Source organism: Bradyrhizobium sp. 14AA (assembly GCF_054185205.1).
The window spans coordinates 183,030-202,919 of record NZ_JAVAYM010000006.1 but is presented as its reverse complement, the minus strand read 5'-3'; the positions used below and the strand labels follow the sequence as shown (position 1 = coordinate 202,919).

The 19,890-nt window shown below is 65.3% G+C and carries 17 protein-coding genes; 1 reads left to right on the top strand and 16 read right to left on the bottom strand.

Annotated elements, in window-relative coordinates:
* Positions 1 to 35: 35 nt before the first annotated feature.
* The 11 genes from RAD15_RS14160 to RAD15_RS14110 all read right to left on the bottom strand — a co-directional run bounded on the left by RAD15_RS14160 (position 36) and on the right by RAD15_RS14110 (position 13,293).
* Positions 36 to 803 carry a substrate-binding periplasmic protein gene (locus tag RAD15_RS14160; protein WP_458178364.1) on the bottom strand — a complete coding sequence of 256 codons (768 nt, stop codon included), beginning with the start codon at positions 801 to 803 and terminating at the stop codon, positions 36 to 38.
* Positions 804 to 853: 50 nt separating this feature from the next.
* Positions 854 to 1,192 (bottom strand): c-type cytochrome, encoded by a 339-nt coding sequence (locus tag RAD15_RS14155; RefSeq protein WP_458178362.1) that lies wholly within the window; start codon positions 1,190 to 1,192, stop codon positions 854 to 856.
* Positions 1,193 to 1,281: 89 nt separating this feature from the next.
* Positions 1,282 to 3,000: an outer membrane protein assembly factor BamB family protein gene (locus RAD15_RS14150; protein WP_458178360.1), complete on the bottom strand. Its 1,719-nt coding sequence runs from the start codon at positions 2,998 to 3,000 to the stop codon at positions 1,282 to 1,284.
* Between the two features lie 329 nt (positions 3,001 to 3,329).
* Complete coding sequence (locus tag RAD15_RS14145) at positions 3,330 to 4,634, bottom strand: TRAP transporter large permease (RefSeq protein WP_458178358.1); 1,305 nt, start codon at positions 4,632 to 4,634, stop codon at positions 3,330 to 3,332.
* Between the two features lie 31 nt (positions 4,635 to 4,665).
* Positions 4,666 to 5,259 (bottom strand): TRAP transporter small permease subunit, encoded by a 594-nt coding sequence (locus RAD15_RS14140; protein ID WP_458178356.1) that lies wholly within the window; start codon positions 5,257 to 5,259, stop codon positions 4,666 to 4,668.
* 10 nt (positions 5,260 to 5,269) lie between these two features.
* A complete protein-coding gene (locus tag RAD15_RS14135; protein WP_458178354.1) occupies positions 5,270 to 6,265 on the bottom strand; it encodes a TRAP transporter substrate-binding protein in 996 nt (331 codons plus the stop codon).
* Positions 6,266 to 6,299: 34 nt separating this feature from the next.
* Positions 6,300 to 7,958 carry a hydantoinase B/oxoprolinase family protein gene (locus RAD15_RS14130; protein ID WP_458178352.1) on the bottom strand — a complete coding sequence of 553 codons (1,659 nt, stop codon included), beginning with the start codon at positions 7,956 to 7,958 and terminating at the stop codon, positions 6,300 to 6,302.
* 2 nt (positions 7,959 to 7,960) lie between these two features.
* Positions 7,961 to 10,045: a hydantoinase/oxoprolinase family protein gene (locus RAD15_RS14125; RefSeq protein WP_458178350.1), complete on the bottom strand. Its 2,085-nt coding sequence runs from the start codon at positions 10,043 to 10,045 to the stop codon at positions 7,961 to 7,963.
* Between the two features lie 141 nt (positions 10,046 to 10,186).
* Complete coding sequence (locus RAD15_RS14120; RefSeq protein ID WP_458178348.1) at positions 10,187 to 11,008, bottom strand: NAD-dependent protein deacetylase; 822 nt, start codon at positions 11,006 to 11,008, stop codon at positions 10,187 to 10,189.
* 55 nt (positions 11,009 to 11,063) lie between these two features.
* Complete coding sequence (locus RAD15_RS14115; protein ID WP_458178346.1) at positions 11,064 to 11,900, bottom strand: SDR family oxidoreductase; 837 nt, start codon at positions 11,898 to 11,900, stop codon at positions 11,064 to 11,066.
* Between the two features lie 73 nt (positions 11,901 to 11,973).
* Complete coding sequence (locus RAD15_RS14110; protein ID WP_458178344.1) at positions 11,974 to 13,293, bottom strand: solute carrier family 23 protein; 1,320 nt, start codon at positions 13,291 to 13,293, stop codon at positions 11,974 to 11,976.
* A gap of 125 nt (positions 13,294 to 13,418) precedes the next feature.
* On the opposite strand from RAD15_RS14110, the gene RAD15_RS14105 reads away from it, so the two are divergent.
* Complete coding sequence (locus tag RAD15_RS14105; RefSeq protein WP_458178342.1) at positions 13,419 to 14,747, top strand: dicarboxylate/amino acid:cation symporter; 1,329 nt, start codon at positions 13,419 to 13,421, stop codon at positions 14,745 to 14,747.
* 171 nt (positions 14,748 to 14,918) lie between these two features.
* Here the strand turns inward: RAD15_RS14105 and RAD15_RS14100 are convergent, their stop codons facing one another.
* From RAD15_RS14100 to RAD15_RS14080, 5 genes are all read right to left on the bottom strand, one after another.
* Positions 14,919 to 16,532 carry an ABC-F family ATP-binding cassette domain-containing protein gene (locus RAD15_RS14100; protein WP_458178340.1) on the bottom strand — a complete coding sequence of 538 codons (1,614 nt, stop codon included), beginning with the start codon at positions 16,530 to 16,532 and terminating at the stop codon, positions 14,919 to 14,921.
* Positions 16,533 to 16,699: 167 nt separating this feature from the next.
* Entirely contained in the window at positions 16,700 to 17,044 is a 345-nt protein-coding gene (locus RAD15_RS14095; protein ID WP_458178338.1) for a RidA family protein, read from the bottom strand.
* A 7-nt stretch (positions 17,045 to 17,051) separates the two neighbouring features.
* Entirely contained in the window at positions 17,052 to 18,179 is a 1,128-nt protein-coding gene (locus RAD15_RS14090) for an NAD(P)/FAD-dependent oxidoreductase (protein ID WP_458178336.1), read from the bottom strand.
* Positions 18,176 to 19,594, bottom strand: a complete 1,419-nt coding sequence (locus tag RAD15_RS14085) for an FAD-dependent oxidoreductase (protein ID WP_458178334.1) — start codon at positions 19,592 to 19,594, stop codon at positions 18,176 to 18,178. The genes RAD15_RS14090 and RAD15_RS14085 overlap by 4 nt, the downstream gene beginning before the upstream one ends.
* The gene (locus RAD15_RS14080; RefSeq protein WP_458178332.1) at positions 19,591 to 19,887 is read right to left on the bottom strand and encodes a (2Fe-2S)-binding protein; all 297 of its coding nucleotides are present in this window, start codon (positions 19,885 to 19,887) and stop codon (positions 19,591 to 19,593) included. Before RAD15_RS14080 ends, RAD15_RS14085 begins: the two co-directional genes overlap by 4 nt.
* Positions 19,888 to 19,890 lie beyond the last annotated feature (3 nt).

Below are 19,890 nucleotides of genomic sequence, written 5' to 3'. Positions count from 1 at the left end.
CGTCCGGGACGGCGTCGTCGTTGCCTGCAATTCGACTATCTCGGCGCTTGCAGCACGATCCCATAGCGACCGTAGATCCGGTCGATCGTGCCGTCGCTGCGCAGCCGTTCCACCGCCGCGTCGATGGCGTCGCGCAACGCATCATCCGGGCGGATCATGCCGACGGCGACATTCCAGTTGAGATCAGCCACGCTCTCGTCGCGATCCAGGATCCGGAGCGCCTTGTCGGGATGCGTCAGATTGAAATAGCTCGCCGCCGTGGGGGTGACCGCGGCGGCATCGATCTCATGGTTCGACACGGCATCGAGGCTGTCGCTCTCGAAGCCGAAGGTCGATGTCGGCACGCGCCGTTGACCGATGATCATGGCCGCGACCGATCCAACCTGTACGCCCACCCGGGTCGCCTCGTTGAGGCTCCTGAACGAGGTCAGCGTGCTGGACGACGGCACCGCGAGCGCGACGCCCGTGCGATAGTACGGTTTCGAGATCCGCAGGCGGGTTTCGCCTTGCGCTTCGCGGTCGGCGATGACGTCCAGAACGATGTCGCAGCCGGCGCTGCGCATCTGATACTGCGTGATGATCCAGTCGAGCCTCAGCGCGACACCGAGCTCGCGTGCCAGCACCTGACCCAGCTCGACCTGAAAGCCGGGCGGATCGCCGGCCTTGCGCGCAAAGGGAAGCGAGTTGGGATGTGCGCACAGCCCGATCACGCCACTCGAGCGGATCGCCTCCAGGGTACGCGCCGGCGCCGGTCCCGACAGACCGATGGCGGCAACGACGATGAGCGGGACAAAGGCCTTCATTCCGCGTTCTCTTTTGGATGGATCGGGCCTTGGCGGTTCGTCTTGGCGATTCAGCCCTCGCGCGGTTTCAAGGCGCGGATGTATTTGACGATCTGCTCGATCTGGGCGTCGGTGAAGGCGCCGTCGAATGCCGGCATGGCCCCTTGCTTGCCGTGCTTGATGCGGCTGCGGATAAAGTCGTCGTCGCGCGGCGAGTTCATCAGTTGCGGCCCCTTGCCCGGCGCGCGGCCACCGTCGGAGTGACAGAAGCCGCAGGTCCCCGCGAACACCTGCTCGACCTCGAGCGTCGCATTGTCGGGCGCGGGCGTGGCGGATTGAGCTTGAGCCATCGCGGCGCATAGCAGCGAGGCGCCCAGCCCCGCCGGAATCATTCTCAGATGCAATCTCACTACGTCCGCTCCATCCTGAATCACGCGCGGCCGCTTCGATCGGCCGGGGCGCGAGCTTGCGCCCGACCCCGGTCGAGGTGTGCCGCAGACTATTTCAGGCTGAAGACGACGAGCGCGCCGTCGTCACGCGGCATGCTCTTGTAGACGCCACCGAAGTTTGGCGCATATTCGTCCGCCAGCATCCCGCCAAAGCCTGCGGCGACGGCGATATACTGCTTGCCGCCGGCGGAGTAGCTGACGATGCCGCCCTGGTGGCCGGTGCCATTGTTGTGCTTCCAGAGCTCGGCGCCGGTCTCGGCATCGTAGGCGTGAAGGACGCCGCGGGAGTCGGGTACGAAAACGAGATTGCCCGCGGTCGACAGCACGCTCCCAAGCGGCGGCTCGGGATAGCGAACCTCCCATTTCTTCGCGCCCGTTATGGGATCGCGCGCGTCGAGGTGTCCATAGATCTCGCCGCCCGGAGGCGGCGCCATCTTGAAGTCGGCCCCGATGTTGAGCTGGACTTGCGGCGCGGTGACCGGCGTCGTCTTCTGGACATCCAGCGTCATGCACCATTCCTGGCCGATCTTGTAGTAGAGACCGGTCTTCGGGCTGTACGAGCCGGAGTTCCAACTGACGCCGCCGCCGATGAACGGACACAGCGGTGGTTCAGTGACTTTCCCTGCAGAGAAATCGCGACGGCCGATCAGCGCGCCGGTCTTGGGATCGATATCCTTGACGAAGTTGATGTTCTCGACCAGCCGCCAGACGTTCTTCACGCCGAGATTGCGGTCGTAGACGAAGACGAAGCCGCCCTTGTTCGGATGAACCACGTATTTCTGGCCGTCACGCTCGAGCATCACGAACTCGCCGACGGCGCTGTCGAAGTCCCAGGCGTCGTGCGGCAGCTCCTGATGGTAGAACTTCAGCTTGCCGGTCTCGATGTCGAGACCGATCACCGAACTCGTATAGAGGTTGTCGCCGGGGCGCGCGCCTTGCGTCTTGTAATCCGCGCCCGACCAATCATAGAGCGGCGCCGGGTTCGCGGTGCCCCACAGGATGGTGTTGGTCTCGGAATCGTAGGTCCCCGGCATCCAGCCGCCGCCCCCGCCGGTGCGCCAGGAATCGTTGCCCCAGGTTTTCATGGCATCGTCGGTGCCTGCGACCGTCAGGAACTCCCACTTCTTCTTTCCGGTGGTGGCATCGACGGCGAAGATCGGGCCTCGACCCGGCCATTCGCCGCCTTGCGAGCCGATGATCACGCTCCCCTTCGCGTAAAGCGGCGCGCCGGTGAAGCCGACCGTGAGCTTCTGCGAGTCGATCAGCCTGGTCTCCCAGAGCACCTTTCCCGTCTTCGCATCGAGCCCGAAGAGGCGACCATCCATCGTGCCGACGAAGACCTTGCCTTCACCCAGCGCTACGCCGCGGTTGTAGGGAGAGTGCGTCTGCCGGCTGATGAGCACCTCATCCAGCTCCGGAAAGAACGACCAGATGACTTCGCCCGTCGCACCGTTCAGTGCAAAGACCCGGCTGTAGGAACCCGAGTAATAGAGCACGCCGTCGGCCGCGAGCGGCATTGACTGCAGGCCGCGCGTCGATCGCCCTGGAATGTGCATCCAGGCGACGCCCAGATTGCCGACATTGTTCGCATTGATCTGCGCGAGCGGGCTGTAGTGATGGGATTTGTAGGAACCGTGATAGGTGAGCCAATCGTTCTGACCGGCGGCCTCGATCCGGGCCGTGTCCACGGCTTGAGCCAACACCGCCGACACTGCAAGTGTCGCAACGGCGAGAACAGGCAAGCCTGAGCTGAGCCACTGCTTCCTCATATGCACTTCCTCCCGCTTTTGTGTTTGTTGATTGCGTCTCGTAAGCGCCGTTGCGAGGGGTGTTTGCAGTTCAGTACGCGTCGATCGTCCTCCGTCGGACCTGAGCTGCCAACAGGTATCCTCCTCTCTCGGCGCATGTCGCCAAAGGAGCTACGTTCACTGGAGTGATTGCTGTTGCACTTCTGCTCGCCGTCACAGCGTACGACGGATCACGAGGAGTGCAAGGAGGGAATGCGCGCGGCGGGCGAATTTGACGCGCAAGGCGAATTGAAACGACAGCGGCGCTGACCGTTTGATCTCTGCCGGGAAATCGCGAAGCGAAGCCGCGGTTACCCGTACAGCACCCGCGGCAGGATCGTGACGATGCCGGGCCAGAGCGTCAGCAGCAGCACGAAGCCGACCATGATCATCAAATACGGCATCGTGACGCGCGCGATGTAGCCGAGGCCGTCATCGGTCAGGCCCTGGATGACGAACAGGTTGAAGCCGACGGGCGGCGTGATCTGCGCCATCTCGACCGCGAGCACGAGGAAGATGCCGAACCAGATCTCGTCGAAGCCGGCGCCCTTCACGATCGGCAGCACGATCGGCAGCGTCATCACGATCATCGAGAAGCCATCGAGGAAGCAGCCGAGGATGAGATAGAAGATGATCAGCACCACGATCAGCATGAACGGCGACAGGCCGAGCCCCTTGACGAAGGCGGCGACAGCCTGCGGGATGCCGAGGAACGCCGCCGCATTGCCGAGGATCGAGGCGCCGAGCACGATCAGCGCGATCATCGAGCAGGTCACGACCGATCCGATCAGCACGTCGCGCATCACCTGCTGCGACATCGAGCCCTGCGCCCAGGCAACCAGCCCGGCGCCGAGCACGCCGACGGCCGCGGCTTCCGACGGCGTCGCAAGCCCGCCATACATCGAGCCAAGCACGCAGGCGATCAGGAACAGCGCCGGCGCGAGATCCTTCAGCGCAGCAAAGCGCTCGCCCCAGGGCACCTGCGAGAGTTTGGCTTCCGTCTCCGGCACCATCGCGGGCTTGAGCGTCGTGTGCAGCATGACCCAGCCCATGAAGGTGGCGGCCAAGAGCAGTCCGGGCAGCACGCCGGCCGTGAAGAGCTTGAGAATGGAAACATCGCCGAGCACGCCGTAGATGATCATGATGTTGGACGGCGGGATCAGGAAGCCGAGCGTGCCGGCACCGGCGAGCGAGCCGATCGCGACGTCGCGGGAATAGCCGCGGCGCAGCAGCTCGTTCAGCGACATGCGACCGATCACCTGCGTGGTCGCGGCCGACGAGCCCGAGATCGCCGCGAAGATGGTGCAGCCGATCACGTTCACATGCAGCAGGCGGCCTGGCAGAAGCCCGGCCCAGGGCGCCAGCCCCTGGAACAGCGAGCGCGACAGCCGGGTACGAAACAACAGCTCGCCCATCAGGATGAAGAGCGGCAGCGCCAGCAGCTCCTGCGTGGTCAGGATGTTCCAGGCGTATTGCGGGAGCAGCTTGTCGAGCGGGATCGAGCGGAACATCGCGAGCAGCAATGTGGCTGTCAGCGCGAGGGTGAGGCCGATCCAGACGCCGCACGCCAGCAGCGCAAACAGGATCGCGAACAGGGCGACGACTTCGATGGTCATGCGATCTTGAATCCGATGGGGGGCAAGGCGATCATTCGACGGGCGAGGCCTTCATGCGGTGATCCTCCAGCGGCAGTCCGAGCACGGCCTGGATCGCGCGCGCCAGGAACTGGAGCGTGAGCAGCAGCATGCCGAAGGTGACGACGGCTTCCGGAAACCACAGCGGCGTATCGCTCGAGGTCGAGACCTGGCCGCGCACATAGGCGCCGAAAGCGAACTTCGCCATCGCCGAGGTCAGGAACGCCATGAAGGCGAAGCCCCCCGCCGCCGAGAGGATTTCGAGCGCGCGCTGCATCGGCGCTGGCACGTTCTTCAGCAGCAGCACGACACGGATGTGGCCGCCGACGCGCAGGGTCATGGCGGCGCCGAAGGTGAAGGACGCCGCCATCAGATACGAAGAATATTCCCAGGCGATCGAGATGGTCGGCGGAAAGAACGGCAGGAAGTTCGAGAGGAAGCGGGTTGCGACCTCGCACAACATCAACAGTGTCAGCGTCAGCAGGCAGCCGCCGCCGATCCAGCCGTCGAGCCGGCCGAGACGGTCGATGCCGTCGAGCAGGATGCGCAGCGGCGCCGGCGCCGCTGCGTTGAGACTTTGCGGAGCCGCGGGAAGGACGCTTGTCACAGCCGCGTCCTCAGCGCTTCATTTCGGCGAGATAGGCCCGCACCGGCTTGTCGGCCGCCGGCACGCGCTTGAGGAAGGCGTCGAGCTGCGGCGCGGTCTTGCCGCGGATGTCCGTCATCATCGCGTCCGAGACCGGCACCACCTCCATGCCGCCTTCCTTGAGGCGGTTGAGGCTGTCGACGTCGGCCTTGAGCGAATTCGCCCAGAAGCCCGGCTCCATCTTCGCTGCGATGTCCGTGACGAGCTTCTGCTGATCAGCCGGAAGTGCTTTCCAGGAGTCGAGATTGACGGTGAGCATCTGCGACGACCAGACATGGTTGGTCGGGTAGATGTATTTCAGGAACTCCCAGAACTTGCCGTCGACGCCCGACACCGCCGAGGTGGAGACGCCCGAGACGGCGCCCGACGCCAGGGCGGGAATCGTCTCGCCCCACGGGATCATCACCGGTGCCATGCCGACAACGGCCAGCATGTCGACGGCGTTCTTGTCGGGCACGCGGATCTTGATGTTCTTCAGGCCGTCGACGTCGGCGACCTTGGTCTTGAGATGCAGATATTGGGTCGGCCACGGCACGATATAGAGGATCTTCTGGTTGTTGCGCGCGGCGACCTTCTCGTATTCGGGCCGCACATATTTGTGCAGCACCTTGAGCTCGTCCATCGAGCTGCAGAGGAAGGGAATGCTCTCGACGCCCATGAAGGGTTCGTCGCCGACCTGCTGGATGTTGAGGACGTCGGCGAGCGGCACGAGGCCGTCGCGCACGGCGCGCAGGTGCTCGGGCCCCTTGAAGCCGAGCTGGCCGCCGGCCTTCACGGTGATGGCGACCGAGCCGCCGGTCTGCTTCTTCACCTCCTCGGCGAAGGCCATCGCGTTCTGGGTGTGGAAGTTGCCGTCGGGCCAGACCGTCGACATGTCCCAGCTTGTCGTCGCCGCCCGCGCGCGGGTGGAGACGCCTGCGGCGAGCAGCGTCGCTGCGCCCGCGGTGAAGTTCCGTCGCGTGATCATTTGAGCCCCTCCGTTTACCAAACGCGCTGATGCATCAACGCGCGTACCCATAAACCTCGACTGCGTTCTCTGAAGACACGAGGCCACTTTCGATGTCGTCCTTGACCGCGGCGCGATCGCGCATCGTGGGCGCACCGATGCCGGCACCGCCGGGCGTCAGGACCACGAGGCGATCATCCGGCGGCACCTGCTGAAAGCCCTTGCCGCGCAGCTTCTTTCCGGACTTCAGACCGACATAGCCCGCCTCGCCGTTCTGGCCCCCGTCGCGGCCGCGCGGCGGATGATCGATGCGGTCGAACGCGGCCAGAATGTCGAACGGCGCGTCGACACCGCTGCCAACCTCGATGATCTGGCCAAGGCCACCGCGGGTGCGCCCTGCGCCGCCGGAATCCGGACGCAGCTCCTTGCGCCAGAAGATCAGCGGCGTCTGTGTCTCCGCGATCTCGACCGGCGTGCCGCGCACGCCGCTGGGATAAGCGGTCGCCGACAACCCATCCTTGCCGAAGCGCGCACCGGTGCCGCCGTTGCTCGTGACCGCCATCGAGAACCCATAATTGCCGCCGACGCCGGAACGGGTCTGGCCGCGCACATTGAGATTCCACAGGCAGGAGGTGCCTTCCGCCGGCACGCGCTCGGGAATGATCTGGCGCAGGCAGCCGAACACGACGTCGGGCAGCATCTGGCCGATGATGTGGCGCGAGGCGACCGGCGCCGGCTTCGGCGCATTGAGGATTGCGCCCGCCGGCGCCGACACCGTCAGCGGCGAGAGCGAGCCGGCATTGTTCGGGATCTGCGAGGCGACGACGCAGCCGAGGCCGAACACGGTGTAGGCCGTGGTGTAGGACAAGGGCACGTTGATGCCGAACTTGGAGGCCGCGGACGTGCCGTCGAAATCGACGTGAATGCCCTCGTCCGAAATCGTCAGCGTCGCGGCTAGCGTGACCGGCGCGTCGTAGCCGTCGACGACCATGGTGTTGCGCCAGCTGCCCTTCGGCAGCTTTGCGATCTCGGCCAGCACCGCCTCGCGCGAGCGGTCGCAGATGTAGTCGCCGAGCTCGTCGAGCGTGTCGATGCCGAACTCGGTCATCATCTCGACCAGCCGCTCGCAGCCGACGTCGTTGCAGCCGGCCAGCGAATAGGTGTCGCCTTCGGTGTCGATCGGCAGGCGCGTGTTGGTGCGGATCATCGCCATCAGCGTCTCGTTGACGACGCCCTGGTCGATCAGCTTCAGCATGGGGATGTAGAGCCCCTCCATGAACACGTCGGTGGCATCGGGCCCGAAGCCGATGCCGCCGATGTCCATGAGATGGCTGGTGCAGGAGAACAGCGCGACGACCTTGCCATCCTTGAAGCAGGGCGTGGTCACCACGAAGTCGTTGAGATGGCCGGTGCCCATCCAGGGATCGTTGGTGATGTAGGCATCGCCCTCCTTCATCGTCTCGAGCGGGAAGTAGTTGATGAAGTGCTTGACCGATTCCGCCATCGAGTTGACGTGGCCGGGCGTGCCGGTCACCGCCTGCGCCAGCATCCGTCCCTTGAGGTCGAACACGCCGGCCGAGAGGTCGCCGCATTCGCGCACGATCGGGCTGAAGGCGGTGCGGAGCAGCACCTGTGCCTGCTCCTCGACCACGGCGATCAGCCGGTGCCACATGATCTGAAGGTCGATCAGGCTCGCGCCATTTGCCTTGCTCATGATCAGGCTGCCTTCCGTTCCATGACGATGCTGCCGGCACCGTCGATATGGGCGTCAAAACTGGTGGAGACGAAGGTGGAGGTCTCGTCCTCGGCGATGACCGCGGGTCCCGCGATGGTCGCGCCGGGTGCCATGTCCTCGCGGCGATAGAGCGGGATCTCGATCACTTCGCCCGCGCGGCCGTCGAAGAACTTGCGGCTGCCGACGGCCTTTCCGGCGGGCTTGCGCGCGACGGAAGCGACGGTGGGCGGATTGCGCGCCTCGGTGGTCGCGAGCACCGACCAGCTCAATACCTCGATCGCAGCGCCCGGAATCGGCCGCTCGAACATCGCGGAATAATCCGCCTCGAACTTCTGGCGCAGGCCGGCGAGATCGGCCGACGTCAGCCGCCGGTTCGGCAGCTCGACCGTGATTTCGTGGCCTTGGCCGACATAGCGCATGAAGGCGGCACGGCGCTCGCGCACCGGCGCACCGGCAGCGCCGGGCTCGACCAGGGCGCGCGCCTCGGTCACCATCTCCTGCAGCAGGTCCGAGACCGCCTCGGTGTCGAAATCGTCGAGCCGGACGTGGCGGCTGCGCACCAGTTCATAGGCGATGGGCGCGGCGAGGAATCCGACCGCCGAGCCGACGCCGGCATTCGACGGCACGATCACGCGGGAGACGCCGATCTTCTCGGCAACGCGCGCCGCATGCAGCGGCGCGGCGCCGCCGAAGGCGATCAGCGTGTGCTGGCCGACGATCTCGCCGCGCTCGACCGCATGCACGCGCGCCGCGCTCGCCATGTTCTCGCAAACGACTTCGTGCACGGCATAGGCCGCGGTCTCCGCCGACAGGCCGAGCGGCTCGCCGACATCGCGCAGCAGCGCCTGCTTCGAAAGCTCGAGGTCGAGCTTGATCGTGCCGCCGGCAAACGCGTCGGGATCGATCATGCCGAGCGCAACGTCCGCATCCGTCACGGCCGGACGCTGGCCGCCGCGGCCGTAGCAGGCGGGCCCCGGCTCCGACGAGGCGCTTTCGGGGCCGACGGTGACGCGCTTCATCGCATCGACATGCGCGATCGAGCCGCCGCCGGCGCCGATCTCGACCATCTCGATCACGGGGATGCGCACCGGCAGGCCGGAGCCCTTGAGGAAACGGGCCGCGCGATCGACCTCGAACACGCGCGAGGTCTCGGGCTGGTATTTTTCGATCAGGCAGATCTTTGCGGTGGTGCCGCCCATGTCGAAGGACAGCACCTTGCTCTCTCCTAATCGTGCCGCGATCTGCGCCGCGAAAATGGCGCCGCCGGCGGGACCGGATTCAACGAGACGCACCGGAAAACGCCGCGCCGTCTCGATCGAGGTCACGCCGCCGCCGGAGGTGACGAGATAGATCGCGCCGCGATACTGCTCGACCTGCAAGGCATCGGACATGCGCGCGAGGTAACCATCGATCAAGGGCTGCACATACGCGTTGGCAACTGCGGTCGATGTGCGCTCATACTCGCGGATTTCAGGACACACGGCAGAGGACACGGTTACGGAGATTCCGGGCATCTCCTCACCGAGGATCGCAGCCGTGCGCCGCTCATGCTCGGGATTGGCATAGGAGTGCAAGAACGCGATCGCGACGCTCTCGACCTTCAGCTCGCGCAATCTTGGCGCGAGCGCTCGCACTGCCGCTTCATCCAGCGGGAGACGAACGGCCCCATGCGCGTCGATGCGCTCGGGCACGGTGAAGCGCAGACTGCGCGGCGCCAGCGGCCTGGGCTTGTCGATGCCGAGATCATACTGGTCGTAGCGGCTCTCGGTGCCGATATCGAGCACGTCGCGGAAGCCCTCCGTCGCGATCAGTGCGGTCCTGGCGCCGCGCCGCTCGATGATGGCATTGGTCGCGAGCGTGGTGCCGTGAATGAAGACGTCGATGTCGCTGATATGCGCACGCGCGTCCGCGAGAATGAGGCGCATCCCGTCCAGCACCGCCTGCTCTGGCCGTTGCGGCGTCGTCAGCAGCTTGCGCGTCTTGCGATCCGACCCCACGTCCAGCACGATGTCGGTGAACGTGCCACCGATATCGACGGCAAGCCGTACCTCGGCTCCCTCAAGCATTCCAAATTCTCCGTGCTGATCGTCAAGACTGGGGTCAAAAGCGCAGCAATTTCCATGCCATGGACGGCGAGGACAACACCGCACCCCGCTATTCTGCTTGGCACCTATGCAATAGGCAAGACGTGTTCGCCGCCTGCGCGATCAGAGCAGGAATGCAAGCGCCGCCTCGCAGCGCTCCTCGACCTTGAGCGTCAGGAGATCGTCGGCGCGGGTGCGTCCGAGATTGACCGCGGCGATCGGAATGTTGCGCTGCGCGGCCGACTGCACGAAGCGAAAGCCGGAATAGACCATCAGCGACGAGCCGACGATCAGCATGGCGTCGGCCTGCGCCAGATGATCCTGCGCGGCGGCAACGATGTCGCGCGGGACGTTCTCGCCGAAGAACACGACGTCGGGCTTGAGGATGCCGCCGCAGGCTTCGCAAGGAGGCACCCTGAACGACGAGAAATCGGCGCGCTCCAGATCGGCATCGCCATCGGGCGCATCGGCGGCGTCAAGGCTGAGCCATTCCGCATTGGCGCGGCCAAGCGTATCCTGGAATTCGCTCCGCGGCGTCTTTTGGCCGCAGCCCATGCAGCGGACGAGATCGAGCCGGCCATGCAGGTCGATGACCTGCCGATGGCCGGCAGACTGATGCAGCCGGTCGACATTCTGGGTCAGCAGCATTCCGCAACGCCCATCCGCCTCCAGGCGAGCGAGCGCGTGGTGCGCGTCGTTCGGACGGGCCTGGCCGAACCGCCGCCAGCCGATCAGGCTGCGCGCCCAATAGCGCCGGCGCGTATGGTCCTCCGACATGAAGGCCTGGAAGTTGACCGGCTGGGTCCGCTTCCAATTGCCGTGGCTATCGCGATAGTCGGGAATGCCCGAATTGGTGCTGCAGCCTGCGCCGGTCAGCACGAACAGGCGTTCGTGCCGGCCGACGAAATCCTGGAGCGGGGAGCCTGCCAGCGGAGCGTTTGCCATGGCGCAGATGTAGTCTGCGCAGGCGGATTTTGCCAGATCACTGCCGTGCCGCGTCCTAGCTCGCCCAGTTCTCGCGGAATTCGGGGAATAACGTCAGGCCTCCGCAGGCGTAGAGGGTCTGCCCCGTGATGTAGCTCGCATCATCGGAGGCGAGGAAGGCGAACACGGCGGCGATCTCTTCCGGCGCGCCGACGCGTCCCATGGGGATGTGGCTCGTGACGACGCCGCGCTTCTCCGGATCGCCGGTCCAGGCCGCGTTGATCGGCGTGTCGATCGCGCCGGGACCGACCGCATTGACGCGAATGCCCTGGCTGGCGAATTCGAGCGCCAGCGTGCGCGTCAGATTGGCCATGCCGCCCTTGCTGACCGAATAAGCGAGATAGCCCGGTTTCGGGATGATCTGGTGCACGCTGGAGCAATTGATGATGCTGCCGCCTCCGCCGCGCGCGACGAAGTGCGCCAGCGCCTTCTGTGCACAGAGCACGGCGCCGTTCAGATTGACGTCGATGATGCGGCGATAGGTTTCGACGTCGAGCGTATCGCTCGGCGATTCCCGCTGGAAGCCGGCATTGTTGACGAGACAGTCGAGGCGCTTCCAGCGCGCCAAAATCGTCTCGAACATCGCGGCGATGTCCCGCTCATTGCCGACATCGGCCTTGACGATGATGTGATCGAGCTTGCCATGACCGCGATCGCCCGAAGCGGTGCGCGCGAGCGCGAGCGTCTCCTCGGCCCTTCCAGGATGATCGAAATAATTGATGGCAACTGTCGCGCCTTCCTGGGCGAGCCTGACGGCAGCGGCACGGCCGATGCCTTGTGAGGCGCCGGTCACCAGCGCGTATTGACCAACGAGGCGCGAGGGAAAGGAAGTCGAGCGATCGGTTTGCGGCATGGGTTCTCTCCGGAATGTCTCATCATGGATGGAACCGGCATTTTGTTCCATCTCTTCAGCGCATCGCTGGGATTCATTCCGCGCGCCGCGCCAGCGGCGAGGTCAGGATCTGATACAGGATGATGGCGCCGAAGGTTGCGGTGCCGATGCCGCCGATCGTGAATGCGCCGAATTTGAGCGTGAGGTCGCCGGCGCCTGCGGTCAGCGCCACGGCGACGGTGATGAGGTTCGCAGGGTTGGCGAAGTCGACCTTGTTCTCGACCCAGATCCGGCCAGCCATCGCCGCGATCAACCCGAACAGCACGATCGAGAGGCCACCGATGACGGGACCCGGGATCGACAGGATCAGCGCGCCGAATTTCGGCGAGAAGCCGAGCAGGATCGACACAACGGCCGCGAACGCAAACAGCAGCGTCGAATAGACCTTCGTCGCTGCCATGACGCCGATATTCTCGGCATAGGTGGTGACACCGGTGCCACCGCCGCAAGCCGCCACGATGGTCGCGAGGCTGTCTGCGAACAAAGCGCGGCCGAGATAGGCATCGAGGCTTCGGCCGGTCATGGCGCCGACGGCCTTGATGTGACCGAGGTTCTCGGCAACGAGAATGACCGCAACCGGCGCGATCAGGACAATCGCATCGGCCTGAAAGGTCGGCGTCGTGAAGCTCGGCAGACCAAGCCACGGCGCGGCCGAGAGTTGCGCGAAGTCGATCGGCTTGCCGAAGCCGAGGCCATTCGTGAACAGCAGGTACAGAAGATATCCGCCGACCGCGCCGAGGATGATCGGCAGGCGCCGCCACAGGCCTGGAGCTGCAACGGCAACCACGCCGATGATCAGGACGGTCGCGAGCCCGATCCAGGTATCGAACGCGCCGGCGCTCACCGCCTTGACCGCGACGGGCGCGAGATTGAGGCCGATCGCGGCGACCACGGCGCCGGTGACGGCGGGCGGCAGTAGCCTTTCGATCCAGCCCACACCGGACCACATCACGATCAGCGAAATCAGGCCGTACAGCACGCCGGCACCGACGATGCCGCCGAGCGCAACCGACAGGTTCGGGTTCGGCCCCTGCCCAGCATAGCCGGTGGCGGCGATGACGACGGCGATGAATGCGAAGCTCGAACCGAGATAGCTCGGCACGCGCCCCGCAACGATGACGAAGAAGATCAGCGTGCCGATGCCGGAGAACAGCACCGCAACATTGGGATCGAACCCCATCAGCAGCGGCGCGATGATCGTCGAGCCCGACATTGCGATGCAATGCTGGAGACCGGAGACGACGGTCTGGCCCCATGACAGCCGTTCCTCCGGCATGATCACGCCCGAGGTCTTGAGTGTCCAACGAGGAAAATAGCCCTGTGTCTGCTCGCCGGAGCCTGTTGCAGTCGACATGTTCCCCCCAATTGCGGTGCAGCGATCGATCTTCGTGCGATCCGACAAAAATGTGATTGTCGCTTCTGCGGCGGCCATCACATGATGCAAGTCAAGCAAGATCAATGCGTTCCGGGGCTCAGTCTATGACACAAGTCGCGATCCAGCCAGCCATTCGCCGCCGGCACCAGCCCTGGTACAAGATCCTCTACGTCCAGGTGCTGATCGCGATCGTGCTCGGCGTGCTCATCGGCTATTTCTATCCCGATCTCGGCAAGGAGCTGAAGCCGCTCGGCGACGGCTTCATCTCGCTGATCAAGATGATGATCGCGCCGGTGATCTTCTGCACCGTGGTGCACGGCATCTCCTCGATGGGCGATCTCAAGCGCGTCGGCCGGGTCGGGCTGAAGTCGCTGATCTATTTCGAGACGGTCTCGACCGTCGCGCTCGCGGTCGGCCTGCTGGTCGGCGAGATTCTCCAGCCCGGGCACGGTTTCAACATCGACCCGGCCACGATCGATCCGAAGTCGGTCGCGACCTACGTCACCAAGGCCAAGGAAGAGGGCATCGTCGCCCATCTGATGGCGATCATTCCCGACAGCTATCTTGGCGCGATCGCGCGTGGCGACCTGCTCCAGGTGCTCTTGATCTCGATCCTGTCGGGCTTCTCCATCGCCTTCCTCGGCAAGGCCGGCGAGCCCATTGCGGAGGCGATCGACAAGGCCGCAAAGATGTTCTTCGGCATCATCCGCATCATCGTGCGCGTGGCGCCGATCGGCGCGTTCGGTGCAATGGCCTTCACCGTCGGCGCCTACGGCCTCGGCTCGCTGCTCAACCTCGCTGCCCTGATCGGCACGTTCTATCTGACCAGCATGCTGTTCGTGCTGATCGTGCTGGGCGCGATCGCGCGGCTCGCCGGCTTCTCGATCCTGCGTTTCATCGCCTATATCAAGGACGAGTTGCTGATCGTGCTCGGCACCTCGTCGTCGGAGACGGTGTTACCGCAGATGATCCAGAAGATGGAGCATCTAGGCGCCTCGCGCTCTGTGGTCGGGCTCGTGATCCCGACCGGCTACAGCTTCAACCTCGACGGCACCAACATCTACATGACGCTGGCGACGCTGTTTTTGGCGCAGGCAACCAACACCCATCTGACCATCTGGCAGGAGCTCGGGATTCTCGGCATCGCCATGATCACCTCGAAGGGCGCATCGGGCGTGACCGGCGCCGGGTTCATCACGCTCGCCGCGACGCTGTCGATCGTGCCCGATATCCCGATCCAGTCGATCGCGATCCTGGTCGGCATCGACAAGTTCATGAGCGAGTGCCGCGCGCTGACCAATCTGATCGGCAATGGTGTAGCCTGCGTCGTCATCAGCATCTCCGAAGGCGAGCTCGACCGCGACGCGCTGCACCAGACCATGGCGCATCCGCTGGAGATCGGCGAGGCGCTCGAACCGGGCGGGAGCACTTAACGCCACGCGCGCTTCGACGCGGTAGTTTCCCGGAGTAGAAAATTGCTGCGGCAGGAGTCACAACAGCAGCGTTGGGATCACTGATTGATACTCATTCATTCCACCCGACGCGCTGGGGGCAGGGCGTCGGGTTTTTGAAAATCACTGCCATAACCGGACCGCGAGGCGGGATCAGCTGATCCCGCCATTTACCTGCCGCGCCGGGACGACGAGATCGATCCGTCGCGTGATCCCGATCGCCTGCAGGAACGCCTCGTCATGACTGACGACGAGAAGCGCGCCGTCATAGGCCCTCAGGCCTGCTTCGACGGCTTCGATGGACTCGATGTCGAGATGATTGGTCGGCTCGTCCAGGATCAGCAGGGATGGCGGCGCTGAGCCGCCCAGCACGCAAGCGAGCCCGGCGCGAAACATCTGCCCGCCGCTCAGGTTTCCGACGTCTTGCAAGGCCGCATCGGCGCGAAACATGAAGCGCGCCAGTGCCGCATGGCATTCGTTCGCGCCCGCCTTCGGATTGAGACGCCCGAAATTCTCCAGGATCGAGATCGAGGGATCGAGCAGGCTGACCTTCTGGTCGAACAGCACGAAGTCCGGCCTGACCCGCACGGTGCCCGAAAGAGGTCGCAGTTCGCCCGCGATGAGTTTCAGCAGCGTCGTCTTGCCTGAGCCGTTGGGCCCGACCAGCGCGACGCGCTCCGGCCCGACGATCGTGAGCGACAGATCGCACAAGACCGGGCGGTCCGGTTGATAGCCGGCGCTGACCCCGTCGAGCCAAAGCACCTCCCTGCCCGCCGGCAGGCCAGTCGCAGGCAGCTTGACCGACAGCGGCTGGAGAATCTCGATACGCCGGCGCGCCGTATCGACGGCCTCGAGCGCTTCCGCACGCCGCCGTTCAGCGCTTTGCGCGGCCTTGCCGCCGCTGTCCTCGCTGCGATCCTTGCGCGCACCGGCGAGGATGCGCGGCATGTCGCCCTTGGCGCGCTTCTTCCGGCCGCCACTGTCCTTGCGCGCTTTCTTCTCCGCGACCTCCTGCGCCTTGCCGTCGATTTCGGACAGACGTTTCTCCGCATGCGCGAGGCCGTACCTGACGGCCGCGAGCTCGACGGCCTTCTGCTCGCGGTAAGCGGTCCAATTGCCGCCGTATCGCGTTGCCCCGAGCGATGTCAGCTCGACGATCGCATTCATGGTTTCAAGCAGGCCCCGGTCGTGGCTGACGACGATCGCGCCGCCGCGCCAAGCGGCGAGGAGATCGGTCATGGCCTGGCGTCCGTCCCGGTCGAGATTGTTGGTGGGCTCGTCCAGCAGCAGGAAATCGGGCCCGGCGAACACCAGCGCGGCGAGACGAACCCGCGTGATCTGGCCGCCGGACAGGCAGGACAATTCAGTATCTGGAGAAGGATCGAACCCGAGTCGCGCAAGGGCGGCCGACAGTCGCGCTTCGAGCGTCCAGTCGATCGTGGCGATGTCGTCGGCAGAGGCATCGCCCCGCTCGGCGCGGCGAAGCAGCTCAAGCGCCGGCCGCACGCCGAACAGATCGGCCACGGTCGCGCCGGCCTGGACCTGCACGCCCTGGCGCAGCAGGCCGATGGTGCCGTTGACCAGAACGCGCCCGGACTGGGGAACATGCTCCCCCAGGATCGACGCAAGCAGGGTCGTCTTCCCGACGCCGTTGCGGCCGACGAGACCAATCCGCTCAGCCGCGAATGTCAGGTCGATGTTGGAGAGAAGAGAACGGCCGTCAGGCGTGGACAGCGACAGGTTCGACAGGATGATTGAAGCAGGCATGGAATTCCCCGTGGGCAAGGCGGATGAGCTTTGCGGTCGGGGTAAAATCCATGGCTGCGAATATCCTGATTGATGGACTCTCTAAGTAGTTCCATCGAGGGGCGAGATCAAGGCGGCTGGGAGACGACAGCGCGTCGAGCGCTGACGTCCCTCTTCGGCTGGCCTGATCAGCCCTTGAGCGCGGTGACTACCACCTCGATCAGCGCGCCGCCGAGATCGGCGACGCCGACGGTGGCGCGGGTCGGCAGATTGTCGCCGAAGAACTCGGTCCAGACCGGGTCCATCTCTTTCTTCTTGGAGAGGTCCGTGACGAAGATCGAGGCGCTGACGACGCGCGACTTGTCGGTGCCGGCCTCCTTCAGATAGCCGGCGATCTTGCCGAGAATGTTGCGGGTCTGATCGCCCATCGAGCCCGAGGTGTCGTCGGCGATGGTGCCGCCGATGAAGACGAAGCCGTTGGCTTCGACGGCGCGGTGCTGAATGGGCGTGCGGATGCTGCGGGTGATGCTCATGATGTCCTCATTGTGAGAGCGTGGAAGGATGGAAGCGGTCGATGCCGAGACCGCCGATTCGGGTTTGCGTGCCGCCGTTGACGATCAGCTCCGCCATGACGGCGCCAGCGCCCGGTCCGAGCTGGAAGCCGTGCAGCGAGAAGCCGAACTGGTGATAGAGGCCCTTGTGGCGGCTGCTCGGCCCGAACACCGGGATATCGTCCTTCATCTTGGCCTCGATGCCGGCCCAGGCGCGGACGATGGTCGCGCTGCGCATCACCGGAAACAGCTCGAACACGGTCTGCGCGCTGGTCGCAAGGCTCTTCCAGTCCAGCACCGTCTCGTTGCGGTCCTGGTACGGCGTTGCCAGATGGCCGCCGCCGATCAGCACCGTGCCGTTCTTGAACTGCTTGAAGGACAGTTTTCGCCCACGCAGGATCACGACGGGATCGATGAAGTGCGGCACGCGCGAGGTGATCATCAGCATCGGCGCGACCGTCTCGACCGGAACGGGTTCGCCGAGCGCAGCCGCGATCTTGCCGGCCCAGGCGCCAGCGGCATTGACGAGCACCGGCGCGGCGAAGGTCTCAGTGCCGACGTCGACATACCAGAGGCCGTCGCTGTAGCGGATGTTGGAGGCGGCGACGCCCTCGCGCACGGTCGCGCCAAGCTGTGCGGCCTTGCGCCGGAACGCCGTCGTCGTCTGCGCCGGATTGGCCGCGCCGTCACGGCGCGAGACCACGCCGCCTGGGCAGGAGTCGGCGACCGCCGGCACGAGACGCCGTAGTTCCGTCCCGTCGATCAACTCTTCATGGGTGAATCCGAGCGCATTGAGCTCGTCGACGCGCGCGCGGCAGACGGCGAGCTCCTCCTCGTTCTCCGCGACCAGCACTTGGCCGTAGCTTTCGAAGCTGCAATCGTCATCGAGAAGATCTGAAATCTTTTCCCAGATTCCCATCGAGCGGATCGAGAGCGGGATTTCGGGGATGTGCCGTGCGAGCTGGCGGACGCCGCCGGCATTGACGCCGGAAGCGTGGCGACCGGCATAGTCCTTCTCGATCAGCACCGGCTTCAGGCCGGCGAGGCACAGATGCAGCGCGGTCGAGCATCCGTGGATGCCGCCGCCGACGACGATCGCATCCACGTTTCGGGTCATCCGCGCACCACCGCCTTGACGTCGGCCTCGCTCTTCGGGACGGCGGCAAGCTCGGCGAGCGTGATCGGCTTCACGGGCGCGCGCAGCCGGTAATAGCCGATCTCCTGCGGAGACTTACCACGCGCCTGCGCCATCAGCTCGGTCACGGTGAGACCGCAGAGACGGCCCTGGCACGGGCCCATGCCGGTGCGGCGATAGGCCTTGAGCTGGTTGGGCCCGGTCGCGCCGATCGCGACGGAATCCAGAACGTCCTTCGCGGTGACCTCTTCGCAGCGGCAGACGATGGTATCGCCCGCGGGAATACGGAACTGCGGCGCCGGGCGAAACAGCGTGTCGAGGAAGACGCGGCCACGCTCGGCCTTGGCAAGATCGGCACGGAGCGTTGCCGTCGATGCGAGCTTCGTTGCAGCTGACGGCGCCAACACATCCACAGCCGCGCGGGCCGCGATGCGCCCACGCACCACGGCGGCATTGGCACCGCCAATGCCGGCGCCGTCGCCGGCGATCGCGATGCCGGCGACCGACGAATTGCCGCTCGCGTCCAGCACAGGCGACCAGCACAATTGCAGATCGTCCCAACGATGCTCGACTCCGGCCGCCATCGCCAGATTGACGTTGGGTACGACGCCCTGATGCAGCAGCAACAGGTCGGTGGGAATCGTCTCGCGCTTGCCTCCGGCGACATAGCTCACGCTGGCGAGCTGACCGTCGCCGGCCGCCGCAAGCTCCGTGACGCCGGAGACGACCTGCACCTTGGCCTTCACCTCGCGCATCATCGACAGGCCCTTGGCGAAATAGGGCGAGGTCAGGAAAGCGAAGGCGTGAGGAAGGGCGGCGAAATAATTGCCGCGTACGGTGGTGTCGAGGATGCGATCGATGCGGCCGCCGAGACGCAGGATCTGCGCGGCGAGCAGCCAGAGCAGCGGCCCCTGCCCCGCGATCACCGTGCGTCCGTCAGGCACCAGCGCCGAGGATTTCAGCATGGTCTGCGCCGCGCCCGCGGTCATCACGCCCGGCAGGGTCCAGCCGGGAATCGGGAACGGCCGCTCCAGCGCGCCGGTCGCAAGGATCACACGCTTCGCCTTGACGAAAGCGGATGCGCCGCCGATCGAAACGGCGATGTCGAGATTGCGGTCGAGGCTCCAGACCGTGGCGCGGTGGATGACCTCGGCATTGCTCGCACGCAGCGCCTGCACGAGATCGGCACCGACCCAATAGTCGGCGCCAAGCTGGTTGCGGTCAGTCACCGGTGTAGAGGCGATAGCGCGGAACACCTGGCCGCCGGGGCCGATGTTCTCGTCGAGCAGAAGCGTCGACAGGCCGGCTTCAGCGGAGGTCGCGGCGGCAGCGAGGCCGGCAGGCCCGGCGCCAATCACCACGACATCATAATCTTCGCGCTTGGGAGCCACAGTCATCTTCCGATCTCCCGCTTGCCCTTCTGAATCTCGACCTGCATGCCCTCGGCAACAGGTACGAGGCAGCCCTGGCGATTGCCGACGCCGTCGATGGTGAGGAGGCAGTCGAAACACACGCCCATCATGCAATAGGGAAGACGCGGCGCGCCGCTCACCGCGGTGGAACGGCGTGCGTCCTGATCGGATGCCAGCAGCGCGGCGGAAACGGTGTCACCCTGGCGCGCCGCGACCGCAACGCCGTCGACGAAGATCTGTACCTGCGGTCGCTTGTCCTGTTCGGATCGCTTAAACATGGG

Excerpts from the sequence above, each read along its gene's own strand:
- RAD15_RS14145 (WP_458178358.1), bottom strand. The coding sequence starts at position 4,634 with ATGACCATCGAAGTCGTCGCCCTGTTCGCGATCCTGTTTGCGCTGCTG.
- RAD15_RS14130 (WP_458178352.1), bottom strand. The coding sequence starts at position 7,958 with ATGAGCAAGGCAAATGGCGCGAGCCTGATCGACCTTCAGATCATGTGG.
- RAD15_RS14135 (WP_458178354.1), bottom strand. The coding sequence starts at position 6,265 with ATGATCACGCGACGGAACTTCACCGCGGGCGCAGCGACGCTGCTCGCC.
- RAD15_RS14150 (WP_458178360.1), bottom strand. The coding sequence starts at position 3,000 with ATGAGGAAGCAGTGGCTCAGCTCAGGCTTGCCTGTTCTCGCCGTTGCG.
- RAD15_RS14115 (WP_458178346.1), bottom strand. The coding sequence starts at position 11,900 with ATGCCGCAAACCGATCGCTCGACTTCCTTTCCCTCGCGCCTCGTTGGT.
- RAD15_RS14085 (WP_458178334.1), bottom strand. The coding sequence starts at position 19,594 with ATGACTGTGGCTCCCAAGCGCGAAGATTATGATGTCGTGGTGATTGGC.
- RAD15_RS14100 (WP_458178340.1), bottom strand. The coding sequence starts at position 16,532 with ATGCCTGCTTCAATCATCCTGTCGAACCTGTCGCTGTCCACGCCTGAC.
- RAD15_RS14110 (WP_458178344.1), bottom strand. The coding sequence starts at position 13,293 with ATGTCGACTGCAACAGGCTCCGGCGAGCAGACACAGGGCTATTTTCCT.
- RAD15_RS14105 (WP_458178342.1), top strand. The coding sequence starts at position 13,419 with ATGACACAAGTCGCGATCCAGCCAGCCATTCGCCGCCGGCACCAGCCC.
- RAD15_RS14095 (WP_458178338.1), bottom strand. The coding sequence starts at position 17,044 with ATGAGCATCACCCGCAGCATCCGCACGCCCATTCAGCACCGCGCCGTC.
- RAD15_RS14080 (WP_458178332.1), bottom strand. The coding sequence starts at position 19,887 with ATGTTTAAGCGATCCGAACAGGACAAGCGACCGCAGGTACAGATCTTC.
- RAD15_RS14090 (WP_458178336.1), bottom strand. The coding sequence starts at position 18,179 with ATGACCCGAAACGTGGATGCGATCGTCGTCGGCGGCGGCATCCACGGA.
- RAD15_RS14120 (WP_458178348.1), bottom strand. The coding sequence starts at position 11,008 with ATGGCAAACGCTCCGCTGGCAGGCTCCCCGCTCCAGGATTTCGTCGGC.
- RAD15_RS14125 (WP_458178350.1), bottom strand. The coding sequence starts at position 10,045 with ATGCTTGAGGGAGCCGAGGTACGGCTTGCCGTCGATATCGGTGGCACG.
- RAD15_RS14160 (WP_458178364.1), bottom strand. The coding sequence starts at position 803 with ATGAAGGCCTTTGTCCCGCTCATCGTCGTTGCCGCCATCGGTCTGTCG.